Annotated in this window: 15 protein-coding genes and 1 pseudogene; 8 read left to right on the top strand and 8 right to left on the bottom strand. The window is 67.5% G+C overall.

Annotated features, from left to right (window positions below; all coding sequences use genetic code 11):
- Positions 1 to 53: 53 nt before the first annotated feature.
- The 3 genes from ACGFIM_RS37660 to ACGFIM_RS37650 are packed head-to-tail and all read right to left on the bottom strand — an operon-like array spanning position 54 to position 3900.
- Positions 54 to 881, bottom strand: a complete 828-nt coding sequence (locus tag ACGFIM_RS37660) for a DUF6339 family protein (protein WP_393211102.1) — start codon at positions 879 to 881, stop codon at positions 54 to 56.
- A complete protein-coding gene (locus ACGFIM_RS37655) occupies positions 878 to 1810 on the bottom strand; it encodes a hypothetical protein (protein WP_393211099.1) in 933 nt (310 codons plus the stop codon). Before ACGFIM_RS37655 ends, ACGFIM_RS37660 begins: the two co-directional genes overlap by 4 nt.
- The gene (locus tag ACGFIM_RS37650) at positions 1807 to 3900 is read right to left on the bottom strand and encodes a helix-turn-helix transcriptional regulator (protein WP_393211096.1); all 2094 of its coding nucleotides are present in this window, start codon (positions 3898 to 3900) and stop codon (positions 1807 to 1809) included. Before ACGFIM_RS37650 ends, ACGFIM_RS37655 begins: the two co-directional genes overlap by 4 nt.
- A 375-nt stretch (positions 3901 to 4275) precedes the next feature.
- Here ACGFIM_RS37650 and ACGFIM_RS37645 point away from each other — a divergent pair, with 375 nt between their 5' ends.
- The 5 genes from ACGFIM_RS37645 to ACGFIM_RS37625 all read left to right on the top strand — a co-directional run bounded on the left by ACGFIM_RS37645 (position 4276) and on the right by ACGFIM_RS37625 (position 18167).
- Positions 4276 to 9042: a DEAD/DEAH box helicase family protein gene (locus ACGFIM_RS37645; protein ID WP_393211093.1), complete on the top strand. Its 4767-nt coding sequence runs from the start codon at positions 4276 to 4278 to the stop codon at positions 9040 to 9042.
- Positions 9039 to 10937 (top strand): UvrD-helicase domain-containing protein, encoded by a 1899-nt coding sequence (locus ACGFIM_RS37640; protein ID WP_393211090.1) that lies wholly within the window; start codon positions 9039 to 9041, stop codon positions 10935 to 10937. Before ACGFIM_RS37645 ends, ACGFIM_RS37640 begins: the two co-directional genes overlap by 4 nt.
- On the top strand, positions 10921 to 14121 hold the full coding sequence (locus ACGFIM_RS37635) for a helicase-related protein (RefSeq protein WP_393211087.1): 3201 nt from the start codon (positions 10921 to 10923) through the stop codon (positions 14119 to 14121). The genes ACGFIM_RS37640 and ACGFIM_RS37635 overlap by 17 nt, the downstream gene beginning before the upstream one ends.
- Before the next feature lie 2 nt (positions 14122 to 14123).
- Entirely contained in the window at positions 14124 to 16001 is a 1878-nt protein-coding gene (gene drmB, locus ACGFIM_RS37630; protein WP_393211084.1) for a DrmB family protein, read from the top strand.
- 66 nt (positions 16002 to 16067) lie between these two features.
- Entirely contained in the window at positions 16068 to 18167 is a 2100-nt protein-coding gene (locus tag ACGFIM_RS37625; protein ID WP_393211081.1) for a UvrD-helicase domain-containing protein, read from the top strand.
- On the opposite strand, the gene ACGFIM_RS37620 is transcribed toward ACGFIM_RS37625, so the two are convergent.
- Entirely contained in the window at positions 18148 to 20088 is a 1941-nt protein-coding gene (locus ACGFIM_RS37620) for a DNA translocase FtsK (protein ID WP_393211078.1), read from the bottom strand. The genes ACGFIM_RS37625 and ACGFIM_RS37620 overlap by 20 nt on opposite strands.
- 104 nt (positions 20089 to 20192) lie before the next feature.
- On the opposite strand from ACGFIM_RS37620, the gene ACGFIM_RS37615 reads away from it, so the two are divergent.
- The 3 genes from ACGFIM_RS37615 to ACGFIM_RS37605 all read left to right on the top strand — a co-directional run bounded on the left by ACGFIM_RS37615 (position 20193) and on the right by ACGFIM_RS37605 (position 22391).
- Entirely contained in the window at positions 20193 to 20657 is a 465-nt protein-coding gene (locus ACGFIM_RS37615; protein WP_393211074.1) for a very short patch repair endonuclease, read from the top strand.
- A gap of 510 nt (positions 20658 to 21167) precedes the next feature.
- Entirely contained in the window at positions 21168 to 21773 is a 606-nt protein-coding gene (locus tag ACGFIM_RS37610) for a disulfide bond formation protein DsbA (RefSeq protein ID WP_393211071.1), read from the top strand.
- 84 nt (positions 21774 to 21857) lie between these two features.
- The gene (locus ACGFIM_RS37605; RefSeq protein ID WP_393211068.1) at positions 21858 to 22391 is read left to right on the top strand and encodes a hypothetical protein; all 534 of its coding nucleotides are present in this window, start codon (positions 21858 to 21860) and stop codon (positions 22389 to 22391) included.
- Positions 22392 to 22454: 63 nt separating this feature from the next.
- Here the strand turns inward: ACGFIM_RS37605 and ACGFIM_RS37600 are convergent.
- From ACGFIM_RS37600 to ACGFIM_RS37585, 4 genes and pseudogenes are all read right to left on the bottom strand, one after another.
- Positions 22455 to 22914: pseudogene (locus ACGFIM_RS37600) on the bottom strand (nuclear transport factor 2 family protein).
- 73 nt (positions 22915 to 22987) lie between these two features.
- Positions 22988 to 25186 (bottom strand): xanthine dehydrogenase family protein molybdopterin-binding subunit, encoded by a 2199-nt coding sequence (locus ACGFIM_RS37595; RefSeq protein ID WP_393211065.1) that lies wholly within the window; start codon positions 25184 to 25186, stop codon positions 22988 to 22990.
- The gene (locus ACGFIM_RS37590; protein ID WP_393211062.1) at positions 25183 to 26172 is read right to left on the bottom strand and encodes an FAD binding domain-containing protein; all 990 of its coding nucleotides are present in this window, start codon (positions 26170 to 26172) and stop codon (positions 25183 to 25185) included. Before ACGFIM_RS37590 ends, ACGFIM_RS37595 begins: the two co-directional genes overlap by 4 nt.
- Complete coding sequence (locus ACGFIM_RS37585; protein WP_393211284.1) at positions 26169 to 26645, bottom strand: (2Fe-2S)-binding protein; 477 nt, start codon at positions 26643 to 26645, stop codon at positions 26169 to 26171. Before ACGFIM_RS37585 ends, ACGFIM_RS37590 begins: the two co-directional genes overlap by 4 nt.
- Positions 26646 to 26701 lie beyond the last annotated feature (56 nt).

Raw genomic sequence — 26701 nt, 5'->3', positions numbered from 1 at the left:
GATTCGGCCGTAGAGAGAATAGGGGATCGCGCCCCCGTCGGCACCGCTTTCAACTATTCCGGCGTCTGGCCGGCGTTCGGCAGATCGGCCAGGAACTGCTTGAAAAGTGCGGTCAAAGCGTCGACCGAAGCCGGCCGAGCCCGCCCGTCCGAGGGACCGGTGGGCAGCGAGTCATAGGGCACGAGTACCGATCCCAGCTCCTCGATCCAGTCTCGGTAGGCATCGACGTCTCTGGGGGTGTCGGGCGCGTACGCCTCGTACGACAGTGTCGTACCTGCAGTGTTCACGGCCTGGGCCAGGGCGTTGACCTGCCGCCCGGTGCGGACCACGTCACCATCGAGCAGTCTTATGATCGCCTGCGCCGTCGGTCGGTGCAGGATGACCTCCAGCCTCAGCACGGTGTTCAACACGTCCTGATTACCGCAGGCCACCACCACGGGCCCGTAGTCCGGCCCGTCACGGAAGAGCTCCGCTGCCCACCACAAACGCGCGAACGCCTGGGAGTGGAACGGCCCGGAGAATCGCGTGCGCGTCACTCGCGGTGGGTTTCCTCGGCTCATGTGCCGCCAATAGACGTAATCGGGGGCCAACCTCAGGGCGAGATGGTTCCAGATGCGAGAGTCCGAGGCCTCACGACGCGTCAACCGTAGCGTCGCGTGCAGGACCGGAGCGAGCCAGGCATCGGCGGACGTCCGTTCTCCGGGCGCGAAGCGCTTCATCGCCTCGTCGAAGAGCTGACGCACCGGCTCGGCCTCCCAAGGGGTCGATTCCGACACACCGTCGATGGCCGCGAAAGGCAGCGGTTCGCTGTTCTCGAGCACGCCGGTGGTGAGGAACCGCGCGGCGGCCTCGTCAGGCAGCAGGCCCAATTTCGTGTTCACTCGTCCTCCGGACCCGTCTTGTGCAGTGATCGGATGAAGCCCCCCAGACGCCGCGGCATTCGTGCCTGTTTCGCCGCGGCATGCAGCACCCGCGTCTGAACGGCACCGACGCCCTGGTTGACGATCTCCCTGAGCGCATCGTCCGGCGAGTGATCCGGGAACAGATCGGGCAGCATGCGTCGTAGCACCAGACCACGCCATCCTTCCGGCCACTCATATCCGTCCACGTGGTGGGCCGCCTCGTTGAAGAGCGAGGTCCACAGGTCCACGGCCATCTGCGCCGCCAACGCCTCACGCATGGGGCGCTCCGCCGGCTTCGGGCTCTCCAACACCGCCCGCAGGCCGTCGAAGCCGCTGTTCAGATTGAGCGTCGCGGCCTCGTCGGTCGTCGTCACGGCCCAGGGATCGGTCTTGCACCAAGCCAGATGCGGATCGGCCGCGAAGTCGACCCAGCGAACCCGAATGGAATCCTGTCGCGCCGAGGCCTGCCCTAGCAGGTCCACCGTCCAGGGGCGCGCGACGGTGGCGATCACCCTTGCCGAGACGTTGTCCACGGTCGCGACGAGCTGCCCGGAGATGCGCACGTGACCGACATGGTCGTCCCTATGGAGCTCCACTTCGCCGGACCATTCGCCCGGCTGCCCCATCATGAGCTTCACGGCCGAATGGGTGTTGGTGCGGCGTTCGGACGCCGTCGCGAGGAAGGCGACGCTGAGCCAAGGACCCGCCTGCAGTTCATGTTGTGGAGCCGTCACGTCGAGCGCCAACCGTACGACGTTCCAGTCCTCCCGACCGACGAGGTGCAGCGCGACGGTACGGTCTGCCTCAGAGATCATGTTGTACGGCAAGGTCACATCGTCGAGACGGACTTCGCGGACCGTCATGGTGACCTCGCCGGCCAACACCTGGTAGGGCACGACTTGCTTCATGAGCGACCGTCCTTGGCCTGAACGAGGTCGACTTCGGCGATGGCCAACCTGCCCGCCACCGGATGGCTGGCCGCATCGCTCACGCCCGTGAACACGGCGGACCGCTCATGAGCGCCGCAGACCAACACGTCGCCGCTCACCTCGCAATTCGACTCGGCGATCAGCGCGGCCCAGCGCGCCTCCGGTTTGGGGCCGGAGCGCGTGGAAAAGCGCAGCAGAGGCCGGAGGACCCAGGGATCCTCCCGCTCCGGCAGTTTGATCTCCACTCTTATACGCCATGCCCCGGCCTCGTCGACCTCGCCCGTGGCGCTCTTGACGGTGGGGTAGCCCCTCGTGCGCGGCAACGTCGGAGGGTCGAGGCTTGTCAGTTCGCGCAGGATGGCCGGTCCCCCCTCTTGCGCGACGGGCTCAGCGGGTTTCACCGCGTTCCGTATCGATGTGAAGATCGTTCTGCGGAACTCCCGCAACCGCGTGGTGGCTCCCCGAGCGTAGGTCGAAGTGAGGTCTTCGGTCGCCTTCCAGTCGTTGTGCTCGGGCGGCTCGGCGGCCCGGAGGAAGGCCTCGGCGGCCTCGTCCGCCGCGAGTCCGGCGCCGGTGGCGACGCCCGCCAGCACCACCGCCTGGAACTGAGGCGCTCCGAGCGGCACTCCGGTGACCGGTCGATCCAGAACGGTCATCCTCGTGCCTCGCATACCGACCACTCGATTCACCTTCTGATCGGCCTCCGTCGCAGGCGTGATCAGCAACACCGCCCGGTGTTCGGCAGGACGACCGCCGGTCTCGGTCTTGCGCGGAGGCACGGTCAGCGGAACGGTCAGCTCGACCACGTCGTCGGATTTGGTGAGCTGCGCAACCGTCGTCCGGTCGAAGAACGCCCGTACGGCACGCGCCCGGGCCGGCTCGTACCGGTAGGGGTCGACCCGTTCCTCGGCCACCACCACCTGGCCGTCGCGCAGGGCCTCCACCGAGGCCTCGAGCATGGGCGCCTGCCCCCTGCCCGCCACCATGGACGCCCAGAAATCCGAGGCCAGGCCGTGGACCAGAACGGCGTGCATCTCTTCGAGGGTCGCCGCCTCACCGGACGGATCATGGGCGCCGACGATGAGGAAACTGGTGCCGGGGTCGGCGCTGCCCCGGGTCAGGTACAGCTCCTCCACGGTGCGCTCACCGGCCCACCACGAGCGGGCGGCGGCCTCCCTCATGGGGTCTCGGCTGCCAAACCACGCAGGACCGGCATATTCGACGCCGTCCAGTTCGTGCCAGGGCAGGTCGATCCGGCCGATCATGCGCCGCTCGCGCAGACCCTCGTACGGCTCCGACAGCGTGCTGTTGACGATGACGAGCCCGAATCGGCTGGCGCCCCAGATGGTGGCCTTGCCCAGCCCGAAAGACCCACCGGCGATGCCCATCTTGTGGCTGTCGAGTTGTCTGCGGACCACCGCAGCGAAGCGCCCGTCGTCGTACTCGGGTCCTGTCAGGCCGTTGGCGTTGTAGTCGTCGATCCGCAGCAACAGCAGTTTGCCGGTCTCGCGAAGTTCACGGAGACCGTCGGCCAGCATGCGTCCGACCTTCTGCTTCGGATCACCGGCGGCCTCGATATGGGGGGCCAGGTCGTCCCAGTGGACGGCCTCTTGCAGCCGGCGAAGCCGCTCTCCACTGATCTCGTGCAGCGTGAACCGCATGCGGACGGGACGGGACGGGTCCCAACGCTCGTCCAGGCTGTTCTGCGTCGCTTCTCTCGCGGTGATGGCCAAGGAGGAGTCGAAGGCGAAGGCGGCCGCGTTGCCCAGCTCGCGCCCTCCATCCGAGTGCGCAAGGCGGTGCTGCCAGCCGACGTATCCGCTTGACTCCGGCGTTTCGTCACGGGTGACCGAGGAGCCGGCCGCCAGGTCGAGAATCTCCTCGATGGCCTGAATCTTGTCGATGCGCGGGGTGGCGCGGCCCGTGATCCAGGCCGAGACCGCGGCACGTGTCACGTCCAGAGCGTTGGCGAGATCCGACTGCGTCATGCCCTTACGCCGCAACTGCCTGCCGAGCCAGACTCCGAACGCCTCCGCGTCCCGGGTGATGCCGTCACCGTCCTGCGTCATCGCGGTGTATCTCCAGGTGAACCGGGGGTGTTTGACAACCAAGGCTAGCGTTTAACTGCACTTGACACCACCTTGTCGGCATTTCTTATATGGCATGCACGACTCTCGCCCCGCACGACATCGCCCACGAGGAGCCGATTGCTCACATGTGTCAGTTTTCGCCCCGCAAAGTCCGAATATTAGGGTACTTGCGCCGACCGAACCCCTATGCCAAGATTCATCTCACTCACCGGCAAGCCGAAACAACGGTGGCCTCGGAGCGCTGCTTTCATTCGATACGCTTGGCCTTTCCCCGTCCCTTTTCGATTGCGTTCCGTTAGATTCATACGCGCCCGAATGAAGAGCGACTCCTGACCTCCGGTGCGCTTATTCGGCGTGCCCGAGCCGACCGTGCCCATATTCATCCGTTCCGCTCAGCGGGCGTTCGATCGTTGGGAGAGCATCGCCGTGAGCAGTGCAGAACCGTCGGTCATCGAGGTCGTTCTTCAGCAGACCACGCGCGTTCTCGAGACGTACAGGATCGATCCAGGTCTCGTCCAAGAGCACGCGAACGGTGAGCGGCGTATCAAAGAGGGAGGCTACGGAGACCGCCAGATCTACGAACTGGTCCAGAATGGCGCAGACGAGCTGAGAAACGATCCCGGCGGCGAGATAGCGGTCATTCTCACCGATACACACCTTTACTGCGCCAACCAGGGAACCGCGATGACGCCCGAGGGTGCGGACACGATTCTGCGCATGGGCGTATCGCGCAAGCGCGGCGGCCAGATCGGCCGGTTCGGCGTTGGAGTGAAGTCCGTACTGAGCGTCACCGACGTTCCCGAATTCTTCAGCGCCGAGGACGACAAGAGCTTCGGATTTGACAGGGAGTGGGCCGAGGCGGAGATCAAGAAGGTGCAACCCGCCGCCACGGAGACGCCTGTGCTGCGCATGGCACGCCCGCTCGACCGCGACCGTGCCGCCGCCAACGACCCGACTCTCAGGGAGCTCCTCTCATGGGCCACGACCGTCGTACGGCTGCCGCTGAAGCCCTCGGCGGTGCCGCGGCTGGCCAAGGACATCGACGAGTTCCCTGCGGAGTTCTCCCTGTTCTCACCGCACGTCGGCACGGTCACGCTGGAGAAGCGCCTTTCCGGACAGGTCTCCAAGCGCCAGATCTTCCAGCAGGTCGACGGTGACCGAAGGGCCCTGCAGAAGGTGCACTACGTCACGGGCGGAGGCGAGCGGGAGGAGACCGCTCGATGGCGGGTCTTCACCCGTGTCCATCGCCCGTCCGCTCAGGCTCTGGAAGAGGCCGGCGAGCTGCACGACCGTCCTGAGATCGACATCGCGTGGGCGGTCCCCGACACGGACGGCCGGGTTCAGGGGCGTGGTCGTTTCTGGGCCTACTTTCCGACCAACTACACGACGACGCTCCGCGGGATCGTCAACGCGCCCTGGAAGACCAGTGAGGACCGGCAGAACCTGTACGCCGGCAACCGGTTCAACGATGAGTTGATCAACGAGGTCGCGGACCTGGTGGTCTCGTCGCTTCCGTCGCTGGCGAGACCGGACGACCCGGGGGCGTACCTCGACGTCGTACCTGCCCGAGGGCGTGAGGAGCCGCAGTGGGCGGCGGACCGACTGGTGGCGAGAATCTGGGAGATCGCACCAGGACGGCGCGTCTTCCCTGATCAGGAAGGACGTTTCGGCACTCCGAGCGAGGTCCGCGTGCACCCCGCCGATCTACGCCCGGAATGGCTTCGGTTGTGGGCTGATCATCCCGGTCGGCCGGTGAACTGGATCCATCACTCGGTGGAGTCGACGAGGAACAGGCACCGCCGCGAGAGCATCAACCGGATCCTGGCCGAGTCCACGACCGCGGTGGCCACGGCCAAGGAATGGCTGGAGGCCCTTGTCTCGGACGGTTCTCCCGAAGCCTCGGCACGGGCGGTGCTCATCGCCGCGGACATGAAACGGAGCAACCATCCGCAGGCGGAGGACGCCCTGCGGGCGAAGATCGTCCTCACGGAGACGCTCGGGTTGGTCGCCCCGTCCACACGGATCTTCCGGCGATCAGCCGCCGACGGCCTCGCCGACAACACGGTGTACGTGGACGAACGCGTCTACGTGGGCAACGACGCCACCGCCAAGGCGTTGGAGGCCCTCGGCATCCACGAAGCCGACCACATCGGTCGGCTCTCCTCCGTGGTGGAGCGTGGGTTCTCCGGTTACCTGGACCGTGACTGGGCCGCCTTCTGGGAGCTGGCACGGCTGGCGGGTCCCGCAGGCGTTCGTACCGCCTTCAGCGGACGTGGCATCGACACCGCGAAGGAGCTGAAGGTCAGAACGCTGGCGGGTGACTTCCGGCGGATCCGCGACTGCCTGCTGCCCGGACGGGTGGTGCCGACCGACGGCTCACGTGACCGGCACGTCACCGTCGACATGACCTTCCACCGGGACGATCGGGCCTACCTCCCTGACCTGGGCCTGCTCGACGGTCCGATCACAAACGTGAACCCGGAAGGCGAGGAGTGGTTCGAGGAGTACAAGACCGCGTACTGGAAGCGGTACGTGACCAAACTGCCTCCCGGCGAGGCACGACCCACTCTGGCGAAGATGATTTTCGATGGGACACGCCCTCCCGGGCCGCTGCACCTGTTCACCTCGCTCTCCGAGGAAGGACGGGCGGCCTTCCTCCAGAACGTCCCGTCGAGCGGCGCGGTGGCGAACTGGGTCATGCAGCCGGGGAACAAGGGAGTGGCCGGCCGCCGGACCATCGCCTCGCCGATCCGCTGGCTCGGTCGAAAGTACGGACATCTGAAGACTTCACGGGGTTTGCGGCAGGTCAGGCGCTGCGTCGGCCCCGATCTGAACATGCACAGAGACGTTCTCCCAGTGGCCGATGTCTCCCCGCACATCGCAGCGATGTTGGCCCTGCCTCAGACGCTGGACGAGCTGCCGACGAGGATCTGGGAGGAACTGGTCGACGAGGCCTCCTCTTCGACCGACGACGCCTTCCCCGGCGAGGTCTACGCCCTGATGTTCGAGGTCGGGGCCGACCTCCCCGAAGGCGCCATGACCCGATGCCGCGTCGGCGACGAGTGGCGCAGCGACATCGAGAACGCGCAGATCGCGGTGACCGCCGTTCGCTCGGAGTACTACGAGCTCATCAGGGAGAGGGTGCCGGCCCTGCTGGTGCCGGCCGCGTCCCTCGCTGAGACCATGCGCAAGGCGTGGGGCATGATGGCCCCCTCCGACGCCGTCCAGAAGGAGTTCAAATACGCAGGTCAGGCGGAAGGGGTTCTGCTCCTGGAGGAGTTCCCGCACCTGAAGATGTCTCGACGGACGCAGGTGGAGGGGTGGTCGATCGTTCGATGCGACGAACTCGCAGAGATCATCCGTACTCCCACAGGTATGCGAGCCGACTCGATCGCCGAGGCCGTACTGCCGGAGGAGCACAAGGTGCTCGTCCGGATGCCGGCGAACGACCTGCAGGTGCTCGAAGCAGTGGACCGCGTTCTGAGGCTCAATCTGGGACGAACGGCCTGCGAGCAGATCCTCCAGCGACGCGAGCAGGAACGTGACAACGAGCGCATCGAGCGCATCCGCGATACCGAGAGCGTGTCGGAGAAGCTCCTGCTGCTCATCGGGGTGGAGGCGTTGAAGAAGGGATTGCCCGAGGGCCTTCTCGAGGGCGACGGATCGGATGGAGGCGCCCCTGGAAACGAACGCCGCATGGCCGAACTGGCGCATGACGCTTACGGAACCGAGGTTCTTCGCGTCTATCGACGCGACATCAAGGCGGAGTTCCCCCAGCTCGCGGCGAACTTCAACGGAGACGCCCAGTCGGTGCGCGTCGTCAACGACCTTGGCTTTCCCGGTGCATACGCGGGGACGAAGGGAGAGACGCTGCCGCCATCGGTGACGGTGCCGGGGCCTACGGCCTTCCCTCGCCTGCACGACTATCAGGAGAGATTGGCACAGAAGGCCGTCGACCTGCTGACCAAGTACGACTCGCCGCGCGCCATGTTGTGCCTTCCCACCGGGGCCGGTAAGACCCGCGTGGCAGCGGAGGCCGTCATCCGCGTGATCAAAGAACGAGGGTCGGGCGGCCGGCCGGTCCTGTGGATCGCCCAGAGCGAGGAGCTCTGCGAGCAGGCGGTGCAGAGCTGGGCGTTCGTCTGGTCCAAGGCCGGTCCGGAGGAACGACTCGTCATCAACAGACTTTGGGCGGGCCGCGAGGCCGCACCGAGCAGAGAGACGGCTCAGCTGGTCGTCGCCACCGACGCCAAGCTCGAAGTGTGCCTGAACAAGCCCGAGTACGCCTGGCTCCGCGATCCTGCGCTGGTGATCGTGGACGAGGCGCACACCTCGATCACGCCTCGCTACACCGGCATCCTTGCTTCTCTCGGTCTGACCTCCCGAGAGACATCACGTCCCCTGCTGGGTCTCACGGCCACGCCGTTCCGCGGTTTCAACGAGACGGAGACCCGTCGCCTGGTCGAGCGTTACGGGCGCAACCGCTTGGACGAGGGCATCTTCGAGAGCGGCGATCCTTATGCCGAGCTGCAGGAGCTCGGCGTGCTCGCGAAAGTCGAGCATCGGGAGCTCAAGGGGACGACACTCACGCTTTCGGAGGAGGACCTTCGGCTGGCGACCACCTTCGACGGAGCGAGACTTCCCGCCACCGTGGAGGAGAAGCTGGGGCGTGACAGCGCACGCAACGAAACCCTGCTCAGGGAGATCCAGGCGCTTCCGGAGGACGCTCCCGTCCTGCTCTTCGCGACCTCCGTCAACCATGCCAAGCTGATGGCCGCCAAACTCAACCGTCTCGGCATCAAGTCGGCGGCGATCGACTCCGGGACTCCCGACGCCGAGCGGCGCACGCTGATCGAGAGATTCCGGCGAAGGCAGATCAGGGTGCTCGCGAACTACGGCGTCCTCGCCCAGGGCTTCGACGCCCCGGCGACCGAGGTGGTCATCGTCGCCCGACCCACCTACAGTCCGAACGTCTATCAGCAGATGATCGGCCGTGGTCTGCGCGGGATCAAGAACGGCGGCAAGGAGACCTGTCTGATCCTGGACGTCGCGGACAACATCATCAACTACGACCGCCGACTGGCGTTCACCCAGTTCGAGTACCTCTGGAGCAAGAAGTGAGCGATGCCTACCGCGGCGCTCATACGCTCACGGCCGAACAGCGAGCCGTCGTGGAGCAGCCCGCCGACGCCCTGACCTTGGTGACCGCTCAGGCGGGCGCGGGCAAGACCCACACTCTGGTGCGCCGACTCGACCGGCTGGTCGCCGAGGAGGGGGTGAGCGCCGGGGAGATCCTGGTCCTCACCTTCTCCAGGGCGGCCGTCCGCGAACTCAAGAACCGCCTCGCGCAGTACGGCGACGCGGCCCGCAACGTGCGCGCGCAGACCTTCGACTCTTGGGCGCTCGACCTGCTCAGGCAGGTGGACGCGCAGGGCGAATGGGCCGACAGGTCCTTCGACGACCGCATCGAGGGCGCCCAGAAGGCGATCGAAAGCGGCCAGGCCGATGAACTGTACGAGGAGGACCTCCGCCACGTCGTCATCGACGAGGTCCAAGACCTGGTCGGAATCCGGCGGAACCTCGTGGAGACGCTGTTGGAACGATACGACTGCGGGTTCACCGTCGTAGGCGACCCTGCTCAGTCGATCTACGGCTTCACGATCGACGATCCGGCGGAGCGTGCCGGCGAGACCAACAGGTTCTTCGACTGGCTTCGCATCACCTTCGGTGAGGAACTGACAGAGCTGAGCCTCACCGAGAACTTCCGCGCCCGCACCGACGAGGCCAGGACGGCCCACTGCTTCGGTCCTCGGCTTCGAACGCTTTCGGAGACCGGGGACAAGGACGGCGAGACGTACCACAAGGAGCTCCGCGCCGCGCTCAGCGGCGTCACGAACTTCGGGGCCTTCGACACGTTCGCCGCCGAAGCGCTCACCGGCCACCCGGGCACCACCGCGATTCTCTGCCGCACCAACGGACAGGCACTGGTGATCTCGGAGCGGCTGGCCGGATTGGGAGTGGCCCACCGGTTACAGCGATCGGCGCGCGATCGCGTCGTGCCGGCTTGGATCGGTCTGCTCATGGCCCGCTGCAATGCTTCCTCGCTCAGCCGAGAGAGGTTCGATGAACTGATCGGCGATCTTCCGCTGCCGGACGACTCGCAGCCGGATCTCCTATGGCGATGGCTGCAGCGAACGGGCGCTGGGCGAGGGCCGGACCGTCTCCTGGATCTGACCCGACTGCGCTCGGCGTTGGCCGGCGGTCGTCTCCCGGATGAGCTCACGGCGCAGCCGCCCGCACGGCTGGTCGTGTCCTCCTTCCACCGCGCCAAGGGGCTGGAGTTCGACCGGGTCCTGGTGGTGGATCCTGGGCCGCTGCCGGCGGCCGGCAAGAACAAGAAGAACGATCAGAACCCCGCCGAAGAGGCGCGCCTTCTGTACGTGGCCATGACGAGGCCCCGCGACGAGCTCTACGTGGTCTCCCCCATGGACATGCGCAACATCCGCATCGACCCTCGCACCGGCCGATGGGGGCGGTACGGCTTCCAGTATTGGCGGCGCGACGGCCTGGAACTGGAGGGTGGAGACGTCCTCACCGAGTACCCGGCCGGCACGGTGGACTTCGACGACGATGTCGCGGACCTTCAGCGCTACCTCGCGACGGGCGTGCGTCCCGGCGACGAGGTCGATCTGGAGCGCCTCCATCCGGAGCCGATCGGCATGTCGGAGAGCCCGCCGTACCTGATCAGACACCGCGGCCGACCGATCGGAACGGCTTCCGAGAAGTTCAGGCGCGATCTCTTCACATTTCTCAAGCAGGGCTCGAACTTCGTACCTCGGTCGTTCCCCGCTCGCATCTCCGGCGTCCGCATCGACGTGGTGGAGACCGTCGCGGGGAACGAGGCCGCCGGCATCCGCGCCGGGCTCGACCAGCACGGCGTCTGGCTCGCACCACGACTGGTCGGCCTGTCCACCTTCACTTGGGACAAGAAGGAACCCGATGTCCAAGCACAGTGAGCACTACGCCTTCCGGACCGAACTGGTGGAGCGACTCCGCCTGGACATGATCGGCCCGGTGGGCGGCCCCGAGGAGATCCTCACGGATTCCCCGGTCACGATGTACGCGGCCGGTGTGCTCTATCCTCAGCGCCGCGACAACAACCTGGTGATCGAGGAAGTCGGCGAACGCGACGTCGATCTCGCTCCAGAGACGCGGGTCAAGGACGAGGCCCCCGACATCGGAGTCGCCCTTGCGAACGATCAGGCGCCGTCCTCCATGGGGCTGACCTTCGGGGTGGACCCGACCATCTCCCCGACCATCACGGTGACGGTGACCGCGGCCGTGTACGACCCGGTGGACCTCGAGGGACGACCGGTCAAGGCCCAACGCGCCGAGCGCCGCAGTATCGACGAGCAGAAGCTGCGATGGCGGCGCCGCTCGTTGGACATCGCGCCGTACTCGGTCGACGTGAAGACCGCCGACACGCACACGGTCCCACTCGCGCCCGGCGTCGAACTTCGGGTCCGGGTGCGCCCTCCCAGGGAGGGTGCGGTGTCCGTCACCGTCGCGCTGCTCAACGTGCAGGAGGTCGGCGGATTCGATCTCCGAGACGCACACTGTCTGTTCCAACCTCAGATCAAGGTCACCGGCGTCAATGGCACCAAGCCCTTCGTCGAGAGACCCGTCCCCGTGGGAGCGGACGAAGCGGAGATCAAGAGCAATCGACTGCTGTACCGTTACGCCCCGAACTTCGCCGTAGGACACGGATGCGCGGCGGATTGGGACTGGACGCCTCCGCCACCGCGTGACGAAGCGCTGCTCAATGGCGCTCCGGCGGCCGTGGAGGCCATCTGGAGCGAATTCGTGCCAACGAAAGAGGTGCTGCTCACCGACTCCAATCCGGAGATCGACGACTCTGCGCTTCGCATGCTCGATCTGGCGCGCAAGCCGGATGAGGACGTCCTGCTCGGCCTGCGCAGGCTGGTGCAGGGCTACCGCTCGTGGATCGCGGAGCGGGCCGAGGAGTCGCGTCTGCTCGGCGATACGGAGTACGCCGACGCCGCCAGAGAGCAGATTCGGCTGTGCGAGCAGGCCTGCGATCGTATGGACTCGGGCATCGCGACGCTCAGGCGCGAGCCGCAGGTCATGACCGCCTTCCGGTACGCCAATGAGGCCATGGCCGCCCAGAGGGCCAGGACCGGCTGGATCAAGGGCGGTATGCAGGGCGAGCCGGATCCAGAAACGGGCATCTGGCGCCCGTTCCAGATCGCCTTTCTGCTGCTCGCCTTGAACGGCATCGTCGACCCTGAGCATGACGACCGGCGCGTCGCCGACCTGCTCTGGTTCCCCACCGGTGGTGGCAAGACCGAGGCGTACCTGGGCATCATCGCCTTCACGGTCTTCCTGCGTCGCCTCCGCAAGCGGGACGCCGGCGGAGGTGTAACGGCGATAATGCGGTACACCCTGCGTCTGCTCACGCTTCAGCAATTCGAACGGGCGGCCGCACTCATCTGCGCCATGGAGATCATGCGCCGACGACGACCAGGGGAACTGGGCGAAGAGCCGATCTCCATCGGCATGTGGGTCGGCGCCGCCGCCACGCCCAACAGGATCAAGGATGCCGCGGCCGGCCTGAAGAAGCTCAAGGACGGCGGCGAACTCCACCAGGAGAACCCTGTCCAGCTCCGCTTCTGCCCATGGTGCGGCACCGCTATGGGGCCCGACGAGTACGAGGTGGACGTCCCGAGCTCCAAGATGCGCATCTTCTGCGCAGACCTGAACTGCGAGTTCCACGGTGAACTTCCCGTTCACGTCGTCGACGAGAAGATCTACGCGGTCAGGCCGACTCTGATCATCGCGACCGTCGACAAGTTCGCGCAGATCACGTGGCGTACCGAGGTCGCGGCGCTCTTCAATCGGGACCGAGAAGGCACTCCTCCTCCTGAGCTGATCGTCCAGGATGAACTTCACCTGATCTCCGGCCCTCTGGGCAGCCTCACCGGCCTGTACGAGACCGCGATCGACTATGCCGCCGAGCAACCCAAGGTGATCGCTTCCACCGCTACGATTCGCCGGGCCAAGGACCAGGTGAGAAGCCTGTTCAACCGAACCGTCGCGCAGTTTCCCCCCGCCGGGCTGGACGCGCGTGATTCGTGGTTCGCGGTCGAGACGCCGGCCGAGGCCAAGGCGTCACGGCTCTATGTGGGCCTGCTCGCTCCCAATACCAGCCAGGCGACCTTGTTGGTGCGCGCCTATGCGGCATTGCTGCACCATGCGGTCCATATCCAGGGCCCCGACTCGGTACGGGACGCCTACTGGACCCTCGTGGGCTACTTCAACAGCCTCCGGCTTCTGGCCGCCGCCGAACTCCAAGTGCTGGACGACGTCCAAGACCGGCTCAAGGTCCTGGCGAAGCAACACGGGGCCGAGCCTCGCCTGAGGGAGCGGCTCACCGAGCTGACCAGTCGCGTGAAGTCCAGCGACATCCCTGAACGGCTGAAGGATCTCGAGCGCAGGCTTCCGGACGAGGGCGTTCTCGACACTGTGCTGGCCACGAACATGATCTCCGTGGGCGTGGACGTCGACCGGCTCGGTCTGATGGCCATCATGGGACAGCCGCAGACCACCGCCGAGTACATCCAGTCGAGCAGCCGCGTCGGCCGTCAGCATCCCGGCCTGGTCGTGATGCTCTACAACGCCAATCGATCTCGAGACCGCTCACACTACGAGAGCTTCGTAAGCTATCACTCGGCGCTGTACCGGCAGGTCGAGTCCACCAGCGTGACGCCTTTCTCGCCCCGCGCCCGCGACCGCGCCCTTCACGCCGTACTGGTCGGCATGGCCCGGTTGGTGCACCCGGGGCTCCGGCTCAACGGGGCGGCTGCGAAGATACGCGAGCACCAGAGCCGCATAGAGGAGCTGAAGGATCTCATCCTGTTCAGGGCTCGTGCGGTGGACCCGGACGAGGCGGCGGGCGTCGAGAAGGACCTGAACGACGTCATCGCCCGCTGGATCGACTTGGCGGACGAAAATCCGAACCTGGTGTATGAGGCCAGGCCGCGCTTCAAGCGAAGCGAGATCCGCAATCCCGATGAGGCCCTTCTCTGCACCTTCACCGACACCGATCTCACCAAGGCGATCCCCACTCTGTGGAGCCTGCGCGACGTCGACGCCGAATCCGACCTCTACCTGGAGCGATGAGCATGGCACTACGTAGCGGACGTACCCGTCAGGCGAGCCGCAACGGCTCCGCAGAGGTCACGCGCACACCGCTGGGTGCGGTACGACGGGCTCAGACGATCACCACGTACGGCGTCGGCTCCATGATCGCCATCGAAGACCGGTCGTACATCGTGAGCGGGCTGGACGGCTGGCGCGTGCGGCCGTCGGACGTCATCTATGAGCCTCGGCTGCAGCACTGGCTGCAGGTTTCCCGATTCCAGCTTCCGCCGGCGGACGAGCCGCCTTCGGGCGACGGCATCAGGGTTCGGCTCTTCCCGGAGATGTACTCCTGCGGTGTCTGTAACAGGCTTCAGGAGTTCAAGCGGTTCGGTTCGCCTCCGGGCAAGAGCGTCTGCGGCTCGTGCGAGAAGCCGCTCACACCGTCGCGCTTCGTCATCGCCTGTGAGAACGGGCACCTGGACGACTTCCCCTACTTCGAATGGGTGCACAAGAAGAGCGGGTCGAACCGCGACCCGAACGAGAACGTCAAGCATGAGCTGACCCTGGAGAGCAGCGGCCAGACCGCCTCGCTCCGCTCTGTGGTGATCACGTGCTCGTGCGGTGTACCGCCCGCGTCCCTCGAAGGAGCCTTCGGTAAAGGCGCCATGCTCAGCTTGGGCATCACGTGCAAGGGGCGGAGGCCGTGGCTCGGACGGGACTCCGATGAACCCATGTGCAACGCGACCCCTCGAACGCTGCAGCGAGGCGCATCGGCGGCCTGGTTCGCGATCACTCGGTCGGCGCTGTCCATTCCTCCGTGGTCACAGTCACTGCAGCAACGACTCAATCGGTACTACGAGATGCTGAAGTTGCTTGTGGAGGCCGGCACCCCTGACGCGGTCCTGCTGCAAGCCCTAGAGAAGACCGACATCATGCACGACGGTCGGTTCACGGCCGAAGAGGTCCTCGCCGCCGTGTACCGACGACACGAACTGGAGACGAGTGCCCCACCGGACTCCGACGAGACGGCGATGATGTTCGAGTCGGCCAACGCCCTCAGACGCGAGGAGTACCACCAGCTCTACGACGGCACCGGGATCGTTTCCAGGGAGGAGAACTTCGAGTGCGTCCGAGCGCCCGGCGACGGACGCGCTCTGCCCTTCGGCATCAAGCGATCCATGCTGGTCAAGCGGCTGCGCGAAGTGCGAGCGCTGGAGTCGTTCACCCGCGTCACCCCGCCGGAGCTCGCCGAAGGCGGCACCCGTCGCGCCGCCATGGCGAAAAGCCCGGTGGACTGGTTGCCCGCGATCGAGGTCAGTGGCGAAGGCGTGTTCCTCGCCATCGACCAAGACCTTCTACGCGCTTGGGAGCAGCGGCCCGGGCCTGCTGCGCGAGCCCACCGGATCTGGCTCAATCACACGCAGGTCCTTCGCAATCGCGCGGCACAGTCCGGGATCAGAATGCCGGTCAGTGAGATCGTTTCTCCGGTGACCGCGCGCTACGTGCTGCTGCACACCCTCGCACACGTGCTGATCAACGAGTGGAGTCTGGACTGCGGCTACCCGGCGGCGGCCTTGCGCGAACGGCTCTATGTCGACCACGACATGGCCGGAGTGCTCATCTACACCGCCACCAGCGACTCTGCCGGCTCCCTCGGCGGCGTCGTCGCCCAAGGCGAGCACCGCAAGCTCTATGAAACTCTCGAGTCGGCGCTCGCGCGTTCCGAATGGTGCTCGCAGGATCCACCGTGTATGGAGTCAGAGGCCAGTGGTCTCGACAGCTTGAACCTGGCCGCCTGCTACGCCTGCGTCCTGCTTCCCGAGACGAGCTGCGAAAGCAACAACGTCTTCCTCGACCGGGCGATGCTGATCGGCACGCCGGACGACCCGTCGGTCGGATTCTTTCACAAGCACGACTGAGCAGCGTGATCCCTCCGGTCTGATCACGGCACATCGGACCGGAGGGCCGATCGGTGAGGAGGGCGCGTGCCACGTCTGGGCATTCACCAGGACTTCCTTCAGGACCTCATCAGGCTGGAGCGCCCCATCCAGCAGAAGGTCGTAGACACGATTCTCAAATTCGAACAGACCTCGCACGCCGGGGCGCATCTGGAGAAGCTCACCAACATCCGTGATGAGCGGTTCAAGAGCATCCGGATCGATCGCCAATATCGCGGCATTGTGCTGGCCCCCAGAACAGGAGACACCTACACGCTGCTTCGAGTGGACACGCACGATGAGGCCTACGCCTGGGTGCGGCATCGCCGTGTGTCGGTGAACATGGCCAACGGATGCATGGAGATCCGTGATGACGCGATCATCGAGGACACGATCGACGGACTGTCACAGACCTCCTCCGATGCCGCGCGTCCGATCTTCGACCACATCTCCGATGCCGATCTGATCAGGCTGGGCATCGACGATCAGATGCGCAGATTCGCCCGAACGCTCACCGACGTGGCGGTACTCGAGGCCTTGGACGGCAAGTTGCCGCAGGTCCAATATGACGTCCTGCTGGGACTCGCCGCCGGCATGTCCTCCGAGGAGGTCTGGAACGACGTGGTCGGAGCGACCGCCGTGCCATCGATGAAGATCGATCCAGACGATCTGGTCGCCGCCGCTCAGCGCACGTCGCACAAGGTGGCCCTCGTGGACGGGCCGGACGAACTGATAGAGCTGTTCGCCAAGCCTTTCGCCAGATGGCGGGTCTATCTGCATCCACTGCAGCGAGAGGTCGCGTACGCGTCGTACTCGGGGACCGCGCAGGTCACCGGCGGGCCCGGCACCGGCAAGACCGTGGTCGCGCTGCATCGTGCCCGTCACTTGGCCCGCCAAGGCGGGCGCGTGCTGCTCACCACCTTCACCGCGACACTGACCCGGTCGCTGGCCGAATCGTTGCGGCTGCTGGAGTCCGACGACGATGTGCTGTCCCGCATCGACGTCCTGACCGTCGACCAGGTGGCCCGCCGACTTGTCGACGAGCACGTGGGCAAGGCCAGTCTCCTCCGCGAGGAGGAGGAGAAGGAGGTCTGGCGGCGCATCATCCGTAATCGCGGTCTCGACTTCAGTGAGGCCTTCCTACGCGAAGAGTGGCGGCAGGTCGTCCTCGCGCAGGCGATCACGACCTCCGAGGGCTACCTGCAGGCACGGAGAACAGGGCGCGGACGGCGGCTCGGACCGCTGCAGCGCGCCCAGATATGGCGGGCGGTCGCAGAGTTCGAGCAGGAGCTGAGGGATCGGAATCACCGTACTTTCGAGTCGACCTGCGTCGAAGCGGTGCGTGTGCTGCAGGGGCTGGAGGTGCTGCCTTACGACCACGTGGTCGTCGACGAGGCACAGGATTTGCATCCGGTGCGCTGGCGCGTGCTGCGGGCCGCGGTCGCCAAGGGACCGAACGACCTGTTCATCGCAGCCGACACTCATCAGCGCATCTATGACAACCGGGTGTCCCTCAGCTCGATGGGCATCGAGCTCGCAGGCCGATCGAGCAGGCTCACTGTCAATTACCGGACCACCGAGGAGATCCTCACCTGGAGCTGTGCCATGCTGGCCGGCGAGAACATCGAGGATCTCGATGGGCGGCGCAGCAGTCTCACCGGCTGTCGCTCCGAAATCCACGGCGCCATGCCCGAGCTGTGCGGCGCTCCCACGCAGAACGCCGAACTGAGCCATCTGGTCGAGGTCGTACGGGGCTGGACCACCGCCGGGGTGAACCCGGAGGAGATCGGGATCGCCGCTCGCTCCGAAGTGACCGGACGGGCGGCCGTCGAGGCTTTGACGCGTGCCGGGCTGAAGGCGTCTTACCTGACACGGGATCGCGACGGGCTGGACGGACATGTGCGGGTCACGACCATGCACCGAATGAAGGGACTCGAGTTCCGTTGCGTCGCGGTGATCGGCGTGGGAGCGAGCCACTTGCCCGCGTCGAGCGCCGTCACCCCGCTCGAAGAGGACGCCACCACGCATGCGAACGATCTGCAGCGCGAGCGATGCCTGCTTTTCGTGGCGGCGACCCGTGCCAGAGAACGTCTGCACGTCTCATGGCATGGCGCGCCAAGCCCGTTCCTCAACCTCGCCAGTGACTGACGATCGCGGCGATCTCCTCATCCGAGATCGCGGCGAGCCGCACCTCGTTCGGCGTACCGTCCCCGCCGACGAGCAACAGTCCGCTGTCCGGGCGCAAGGTGTCCGCTCCCATGCGGCCGAGAACGTTCAGACTCTCCTCGACGGTCGTCACGGGAAGGGCCAGTCGAGCCGGGAAATAGGCGGTGACCTTGCTGCTGAGCACACGCTCGGATGGCTCGGCCGTGCGGGCGATGACATGGAACCCCACGGCGCGGCCCTCTCTCGTCAGTTCCCTGACCGCTTCGACGTCTCGAAGGTCCGCCAACTCGTCGACGATGACGACCACGTCGGGGTGGGCCATGTCCGTATCGCCGAGCGCACCGATGGGGGCCGGAATGCCGCTCTCACGAACCACTCGGTTGAACTGCTCAGTGGTACGGCACCGCCTCGCGTTGAGGTCGGCGTAGCGGCACTCCATCTCCGCCACGGCCCAGGTGAGCGGATCGCCCTGGGCCTGCTCGACCATATGGGGAAGCTGCGCGAACGGATTTCGCCGTCCGGTCGACACCATGCGAAGACGGCCGGGATGATGCCGCATCGCGAGAGAGGCGGTGATGACTCGGAGCGGATCGAACGGCCCTCCGTTGCCACCGATCAGGACATGCGGTGTCTCCTCGAACCTGAGGAATACGGGTGCCCCGTTCTGGTCGCGGCCGAGACCTGCCAGCAGTGAATCGTCTTCGGAAGCCTCGCGAAGAACGTCGCCCAGGCTGACCAGGTCGAGACCTCGGTGAGGCACCTCGACGCCGACCGCGCTCGCGCCCGGCAAGGGAGATGTCGATCGCATGGGCACGACCCGGACGGCACTGTTCTTCAAGGCCTCCGCGAACGCGCCCGTCAGGCCGAAGATCGCCGTCTTCGCGGTGGTGGGTCCGAGCCGGATCTCGAACCTGGTCAGTTGCGCCGTACGTACATAGCCGGCCACCTTGGCATCGACGCGGGCCTCGTCGAGCACCTCGCCGATGGCCTCGGCCATGGCGTCATCCGCATCGGTGTGCTTCCGCTCCGCTGAACTCGACCTCAGCAGTCGGGCCGGAGGCAATCGATCCACCGGCTTGGCGCCGGCCCGCCTGGAGGGCGGACGCATGCTTCCAAGCCGGTCGGCCACCTCGGCCGCTGACTGCGGGCGCTCTCCCGGTTTCTTGGCCAGCAGTTGCAGGATCAGATCCTCCAGAGGCGATGGGATGCCGCCTCGAAGGTCGGAAGGCGGGCTCGGTGTCTTGGTCGCGTGTTGGAACAGAAGGGACCAGCTGTTCCCTCGGAACGGAGGATCACCGGTGACCATCTCGTAGAGCACGCAGCCTAGTGAGTAGAGATCGCTCCGCTCATCCGGCGTCCCGTCACTCTGTTCGGGCGCGGCATAGGCCGGCGTGCCGACCTGCGCTGTGGCGTTGCCGGTGTCGACGACCCTTGCGATGCCGAAATCGCAGATCTTGGGTCGATCACCGGCAAGGAGCATGATGTTGGCCGGCTTGATGTCGCGGTGGACGACCTTCTTTGCGTGCGCAGCGGCTAGAGCCTCGCTCAGACGGGCTCCGATGGTGACCACCCGATCGATCGCCAGGCCGTTCACCGCCTCGGACATCACCTTCGCCAGGTCCTTGCCTTTGAGGAGCTCCATCACGAAGTACAGCCGACCCTGGTCCTCGTCGGCGTCGTGGACCACGACGATGCCGGGGTGTTGGAGCCGACCGCAGAGTTTGGCCTCGGCCCGGAAACGTTCCACCCGACGGTGGCCGGAATCGATCTGATGAGGAAAGACCTTGACGGCGACCTCACGGTCCAGACGCTGATCGAACGCCTTCCACACCACGCCCATGGCGCCGCGACCGAGCTTCCTGTCCAGCCGATAGCGGCCGGACAGGACGATCCCCTCTCCCACCGGGTCACCTCGCAATCACGCCATGGTGTGCCTCATACGAGGACGAGATCTTCCCAAGATAAAGACCATAACCGGAGTCACAAAGATCTCGTACGGTATGGGCCATGGCAGTGAAGAGGCCGACCCGCGCCTCCAGCGAAGGCGTTCGAAAGAGCATGCAGTCCAATCGCGGCAGGAACACCGGCCCTGAGCTCGCCCTGAGACGCGCCGTCCACGCACTCGGCCTTCGCTACCGCGTGTCCGTCCGCCCCCTCCCCGCCATCCGTCGCACCGCCGATCTCGTCTTCACCAAGGCCAAGGTCGCCGTCTTCATGGACGGATGCTTCTGGCATGGCTGCCCGGAACACCACACGAAAGCGGCGACCAACGCCGAGTACTGGGCGGAGAAGGTCCGGCGGAACAGAGAGCGCGACGCCGAGACGGACCGACTGCTCAGAGAGGCGGGCTGGACAGTGGTCCGCATCTGGGAACACGAAGACCCGATCCCGGCCGCGAGGCTGGTAGCGGAAACAGTCCAAGCCACCCGAGCACAGATGCCTGACAAGACGGGTACGTCAAACCGTGTTTGACGTACAGTAGCGACTTACTACATGGGCACTTCTCTTTTGTAGCCGCGGTACGCGAGGTCCACAGTCTCAGGTAGGCGGCCGGGTAGACCTCGACGAGCGGGCCGGTGCCGCGGCGGTCCACGGGCGGCCGCGGTCGGCGAGGGCCGAGCGGAGGGCGACGCAGCGCATCGTCGTGCGGCCGATGCGGTCGGCCGACGGGCTCAGGGGGCGCAGGCCCGTCCTGGCCGCCACGATCCGGTCGGTGCGGCGGTGGGTGAGGTCGCGCCGCCGGACCCGGACCGAGTACGCCCTGCGGCACCCTGACCTGGCCCTCGCGGTGCGCGGTGCCGAGGTCGACGAACGGGGCGGACCGGTGACCAGGTGAGCCTGGCCACGGCGGTACGCGAGGTTCGGCGGCCGGGTCGATGCCGGCGGTCGGCACAACAAGCCATTCTCACCCGCAGCGTCTCGCGAGTCCGGCGTTCCACGCGGTGGTGTCTGGGTCTGCGGGGAATGGGCAGGATGGCCATCATGATGGTGGCGGACATGTGGTTCGATCCGTCGTGCCCGTACTCCTATCTGACCTCGCGCTGGCTGCTCGAGGTGAGCCGGGTGCGCCCGGTCGAGGTGCGATGGCACGTCATGAGCCTGTCGGTGCTCAACGAGGGCCGCGACGAGGATCCCGAAGGCGACACCGAGGGCTACCTGTGGGTGCCGGCGCGGGTCGCCGCGGCGGTCGGCGGGGAGCACGGGCAGGAGGCGCTGGGAAAGTTCTACACAGCCCTGTGGACGACGGGCCCCGGCGACCGGCCGGGTGATCCACGGACGGCGCTCCAAGCGGCCGGTCTGCCGCCCGGCCTCGCCGAGGCAGGGCTCGGACACGAGCATGACGGTGAGCTGCGCGCCTCGACGGCCGAGGCGCTGCGGGCCATCGGCGGTGACCATGTGGGGACGCCGATCGTGGCCGTGAGTGGGGGAGCCGAGACCGTCGCGTTCTTCGGGCCGGTCATCTCCAAGGTGCCCACCGGTGAGGACGCCGGGCGGCTCTGGGACGGGACGCTGCTGGTCGCATCAACGCCGGGCTTCCACGAGCTCAAGGGCGGCCCGCCCCGCCCACCGGAGCCTTACGGAACGTGAAGAGTTGAGCCGATTCCGTGATGCCGGCCCGTCGGCGGAGCTATGTTGTGGGGCACCCCAGCACAGCGACGGACAAGAGTTCTCATGGACGAGCCGCACGTGATCACCACCGAGTGGGTCGACGCCCCCGACGACATCTCCTACCGCGACTACGTCGCGGGCACGTACAACACCTTCCGCTGCACCTGCGCGGCCCCGCTGAAGGACCGGGAGGCGGCGACGCTGCACGCGGCCGAGTGGGGCCGGTGCGTGGTGTGCCTGGGATCGGGCACGGTCTCGATCGCCCCTTTCCACAGCGACGGCTGTGACAGCTGCGCCGGCTCGGGAGCGGGCAGGCCGGGCGCGGTGGTGGTGCAGGCGCAGGTGACCGAGGACTTCGTCAGGGAGGTGGCGGAGCTGCTGCCCGCGGAGTTCGGGTTGCCGGATGTGGTGGCGGTGCTGCAGGAGCACATGCCGCCGGAGTGCGGCTCGATGGAGACGGTGTTCTCGGTGGCGGCCGGGCTGATCCGCTATCTGGAGGTGCAGGGTCTCGTGGTGCTGGCCACGGCGCCCGACTTCGTGCCGGGTGAGGGTGTGGAGCAGCGGTACGGCGACCCTCGATGGATTCGCACCTCCTGACAACGCCTCGTCGAGTGTCTGTGCGTGTCGGCGGCTCACGCCCCTGCGGCGACGTCCCTCCGTTCAGAAGATCGGGAGGACGTCCACGCCGCGTTCCGCCTCGCTTCGCGGGCCGAAGATGCCGGCGTTCCGGCTCGGCGATCCGTACGTCGTTGATGCTGGCCTCCCTGCGCCGCATCAGCCCCGACTCGTCGAACTCCCACTGCTCGTTGCCGTAGCTGCGCCACCACTGCCCTGACGGGTCGCGGGACTCGTACTGGAAGCGCACCGCGATCCGGTTGCCGAGCACCGCCCACAGCTCCTTGCGCAGCGCGTAGTCGAGCTCCCTGGCCCACTTGCGGCGCAGGAACTCGATGACCGCGACGCGTCCGGTCAGGTGCTCGTCGCGGTTGCGCCAGACGGTGTCCTCCGTGTAGGCGAGCGCCACCTTCTCGGGGTCGCGGGTGTTCCAGGCGTCCTCGGCGGCCTGGACCTTGACGCGGGCGGTCTCCTCGGTGAACGGCGGGAAGGGCGGGCGCGGCATGTGCAGGCCTCCTCGGCTGATCGTCGGCTGAGTCGGCTTAGGCACGTACCCACGGCAGGCCCGCCCAGCCACGTCACAGCAGCTTGTCGAGCGTGATCGGCAGGTCTCCGACGCGCTTTCCGGTGGCGTGCCGTACGGCGTTCGCGACGGCCGCGGCGACCCCGGTGATGCCGACTTCGCCGATGCCGACGACGCCGAGCGGCATGGTGGGGTCGGGGACGCCGACGTCGTGCACCTCGATGCGCGGGATGTCGGCGTGCACCGGCACGTGGTACTCCGACAGGCTGGGGTTGACGATACGGCCGTTACGCGGGTCGACCAGGGTCTGCTCCGACAGCGCGAGCCCGATGCCCATGACGACGCCGCCGCGTATCTGGCCGGCCGCCGTCTTGGCGTTGACCACCCGGCCGGCGTCGAAGGCGCTGAGCCAGCGCGCGACGCGTACCTCCATGGTGTCGGGGTCGACGCGCACCTCGCAGAAGTGGACGGCGGTGGCCGCCTTGACGTAGCGGCGGCGGTCGCGCAGCGTGCGCAGGACGAAGCCGAGCATGCCCGTTTTGACCGCGCCTTCGACGTGGTCGCGTCCTGCGGCGGCGAGGATGCCGGCGTACGTCTCGTGCGGGCCGGGCGACCGGCGGGCCAGCGCGCGCACTTCCTTCTTGACCTTGGCGCAGGCGGCGATCAGGGCGGCGGCGACGCTGGCGGTCTGCACCGAGCCGCCCGCCATCGGGGCGTCGGGGAGGTCGGAGTCGCCGTACTCGACGCGTACGGACTCGAGGGGCACCCCCAGCTCGTCGGCCGCGATCTGGGCCTGCGCGGTGGCCGCGCCCATGCCCATCTCCTGCATGCCGCAGCGCACCACCGCCGTGCCGTCGGCGTGCAGGCGCACGGTGGCGCTCGCGGGCAGGATCATGGCGGGGTGGTAGGCGGTGGCGACGCCCATGCCGACGAACAGCCGCCCGTCGCGCATGGCGCCGGCGCGGGGGTCGCGCCGCCCCCAGCCGAACAGCTCGGCGCCTTTCGTGTACGCCTGCCGCAGCGTGCGCCGGGTGAGCCGCTGCCCGCCCACGGGGTCGCGTTCGGGCAGGTTGGCCAGGCGCAGCTCGATCGGGTCCATGCCGAGCTTCCAGGCCAGCTCGTCCACGGCCGACTCCAGCGCGAACGTCCCGATGGCCTCGCCCGGAGCCCGCATGAACGTGGGAGACAGCAGGTCGAGGGTGACCTTGGACTCGCGCAGCAGGATGTTCGGTGCCGCGTACAGGTGGCGGGAGACACCGGTGATCGGTTCGGGGAAGCCGCCGATCCTGCTGGTCCTGGCCACGCTGGTGTGGATGAGCGCGGTCAGCCGCCCCTGCTCGTCGGCGCCCAGCGCGACGCGCTGGATGCTGGGGGTACGCCCGCCGACCGTGCGGTAGACGCCTTCGCGGGTGAGGACGAGGCGTACGGGGCGGCCGGTGGCGCGGGCGGCGAGGACGGTGAGGAGCGTGCCGGGCCACACCGAGCCCTTGCCGCCGAACCCGCCGCCGACGAACGGCGCGAGCACCCGGATGTTCGGTTCCGGCACCCCGAATCGCTTGGCGAGGTGCCTCCGCAGGAACGCGATGGACTGCGAGGGCTCGTGCACGGTCAGCTTGTCGCCGTCCCAGACGGCGGTGGTGGTGTGCGGCTCGATCGCGTTGTGGTTGAGGTGGGGTGTGGTGAACGTCAGGTCGACCGAGACCGGCGCGGCGGCCAGCGCCGCCTCGGCGTCGCCTTTGTCGGCGTTGTGCGCCAGGATCAGGGAGTTCTTGAGCGGTACGGCGTTGGGCGCCTCGGCGGCGAAGTCGACCACCGAGGGCAGCTCCCGGTACGTCACCTGCACCAGGCTCGCCGCGTACCTGGCGGTCTCGGGCGTCTCGGCGACCACGACCGCGACCGGCTGGCCGTTCCAGTGCACCTCGTCGGTGGCGAGGTAGTCGACGTTCGTGCCGGACGCCATGGCGCCGAGGTCGATCGGGCCCGCTTTGCCGAGGGGCTTCATGGCGGGGGCGTTCTCGTGGGTGAGCACCTCGATCACGCCGGGCACGGCGCGGGCGGCGGAGGCGTCGATGGCGGTGATGCGGCCGCGCGCGACCGTGGAGTGCACGAGCGCGGCGTGGGCGAGGCCGGGGATCGGGTGCTCGGCGGCGAAGCGGGCCTGGCCGGTGGCCTTGACCGTGCCGTCCCTGCGGTCCACGGCCCGGCCGACGTACGGGGTGCGGGTGACGGGCTCGGCGCGGGTGAGGGTGGTCATCGTGCGGTTCCTTCCGTGGTCAGCTCGCGCAGGGTGGCCACGATCGTGCTGCGGGCGAGGCCGGCCTTGAACGCGTTGGCCGGGCGTACGGTGGCCGCCGCCAGCTCGGCCTCGGCGGCGCGGCGGAAGGCGTCCTCGTCGGCCGGGCCGCCGGTCAGCAGCCGCTCGGCCTCCCTGGCCCGCCACGGCTTGGTGGCGACGCCGCCGAGCGCCAGCCGGGCCTCGGCGATCACGCCGTCGCGTACGTCGAGCGTCGCCGCGACCGAGACGAGGGCGAAGGCGTACGAGGCGCGGTCGCGGACCTTGCGGTAGCGGGAGGGCGCGGTGAGCGGCGGCAGCTCCACGGCGGTGATCAGTTCGCCGGGCGCCAGCGCGTGCTCGACGTCGGGGGTGTCCCCGGGCAGGCGGTGGAGGCCGGTGAGCGGGATGCGGCGGGTGCCGTCGAGCCCGCGTACCTCGACGACGGCGTCCAGCGCGGCCAGCGCCACGGCCATGTCGGAGGGGTGGACGGCGATGCAGTGCCGGCTCACGCCGAGGATCGCCGAGCCCCGGTTGAAGCCGTCGAGTGCGTCACAGCCCGCGCCGCGCTCGCGCTTGTTGCAGGCGGCGCCGGTGTCGTAGAAGTACGCGCAGCGGGTGCGCTGCAGCAGGTTGCCGCCCACGGTGGCCATGTTGCGCAGCTGCGCGGACGCCCCGGCGAGCAGCGCCTGCGACAGCATCGGGTAGCGGGCGCGGACCCGCCGGTCGGCGGCGAGGACGCTGTTGCGGACGAGCGCGCCGATCCGCAGCCCTCCGCCGGGCAGGTCGTCGATGGTGCCGAGCGGCAGGCCGGTGACGTCGATGACGGTGTCGGGCCGCTCGATGCCCTCGCGCATGAGGTCCACGAGGTTGGTGCCGCCGCCGAGGTAGCGGGCGCGCGGCTCGGTGGCGGCGGCGCGCACGGCGGCCTCGACGTCGGCGGGCTTGACGTACGCGAACGGCTTCATCGCTCCCCCGCCACATCGAGAATGGCCTCGACGATGCCGTTGTACGCGCCGCAGCGGCACAGGTTGCCGCTCATCCGCTCCTTGATCTCCTGCTCCGTCAGCCGGGGCGGCGTGTCCTGCCCGTCGGTGACCGCGCTGGGCTGGCCGGCGGCGTGCTCGGCCAGCATGCCGATCGCCGAGCAGATCTGTCCCGGTGTGCAGTAGCCGCACTGGAGGCCGTCGTGGCGGACGAACGCCTCCTGCAGCGGGTGGTCGACGCCCTCGATGGTGGTGATCTCGCGACCGGCGTACTGGACGGCCAGCGCCAGGCAGGAGTTGATCCGGATGCCGTCGGCCAGGACCGTGCACGCGCCGCAGGCGCCCTGGTCGCAGCCCTTCTTGGGGCCGGTGACGCCGAGCCGGTCGCGCAGCGCGTCGAGCAGGCTCACCCATGGCTCGACGTCGAGGCCGACGACGGCGCCGTTCACTGTCATCCGTATCTCGGTCACGCGATCTCCTCCAGATGTGGCATAGGCGGACGTTAACAGGA

It is taken from the genome of Nonomuraea sp. NPDC049309 (assembly GCF_043196965.1).
Taxonomy (GTDB): domain Bacteria; phylum Actinomycetota; class Actinomycetes; order Streptosporangiales; family Streptosporangiaceae; genus Nonomuraea; species Nonomuraea fastidiosa.
Note: the sequence above shows the minus strand (reverse complement) of the source record. Positions and strands in the feature narration are given on the sequence as shown.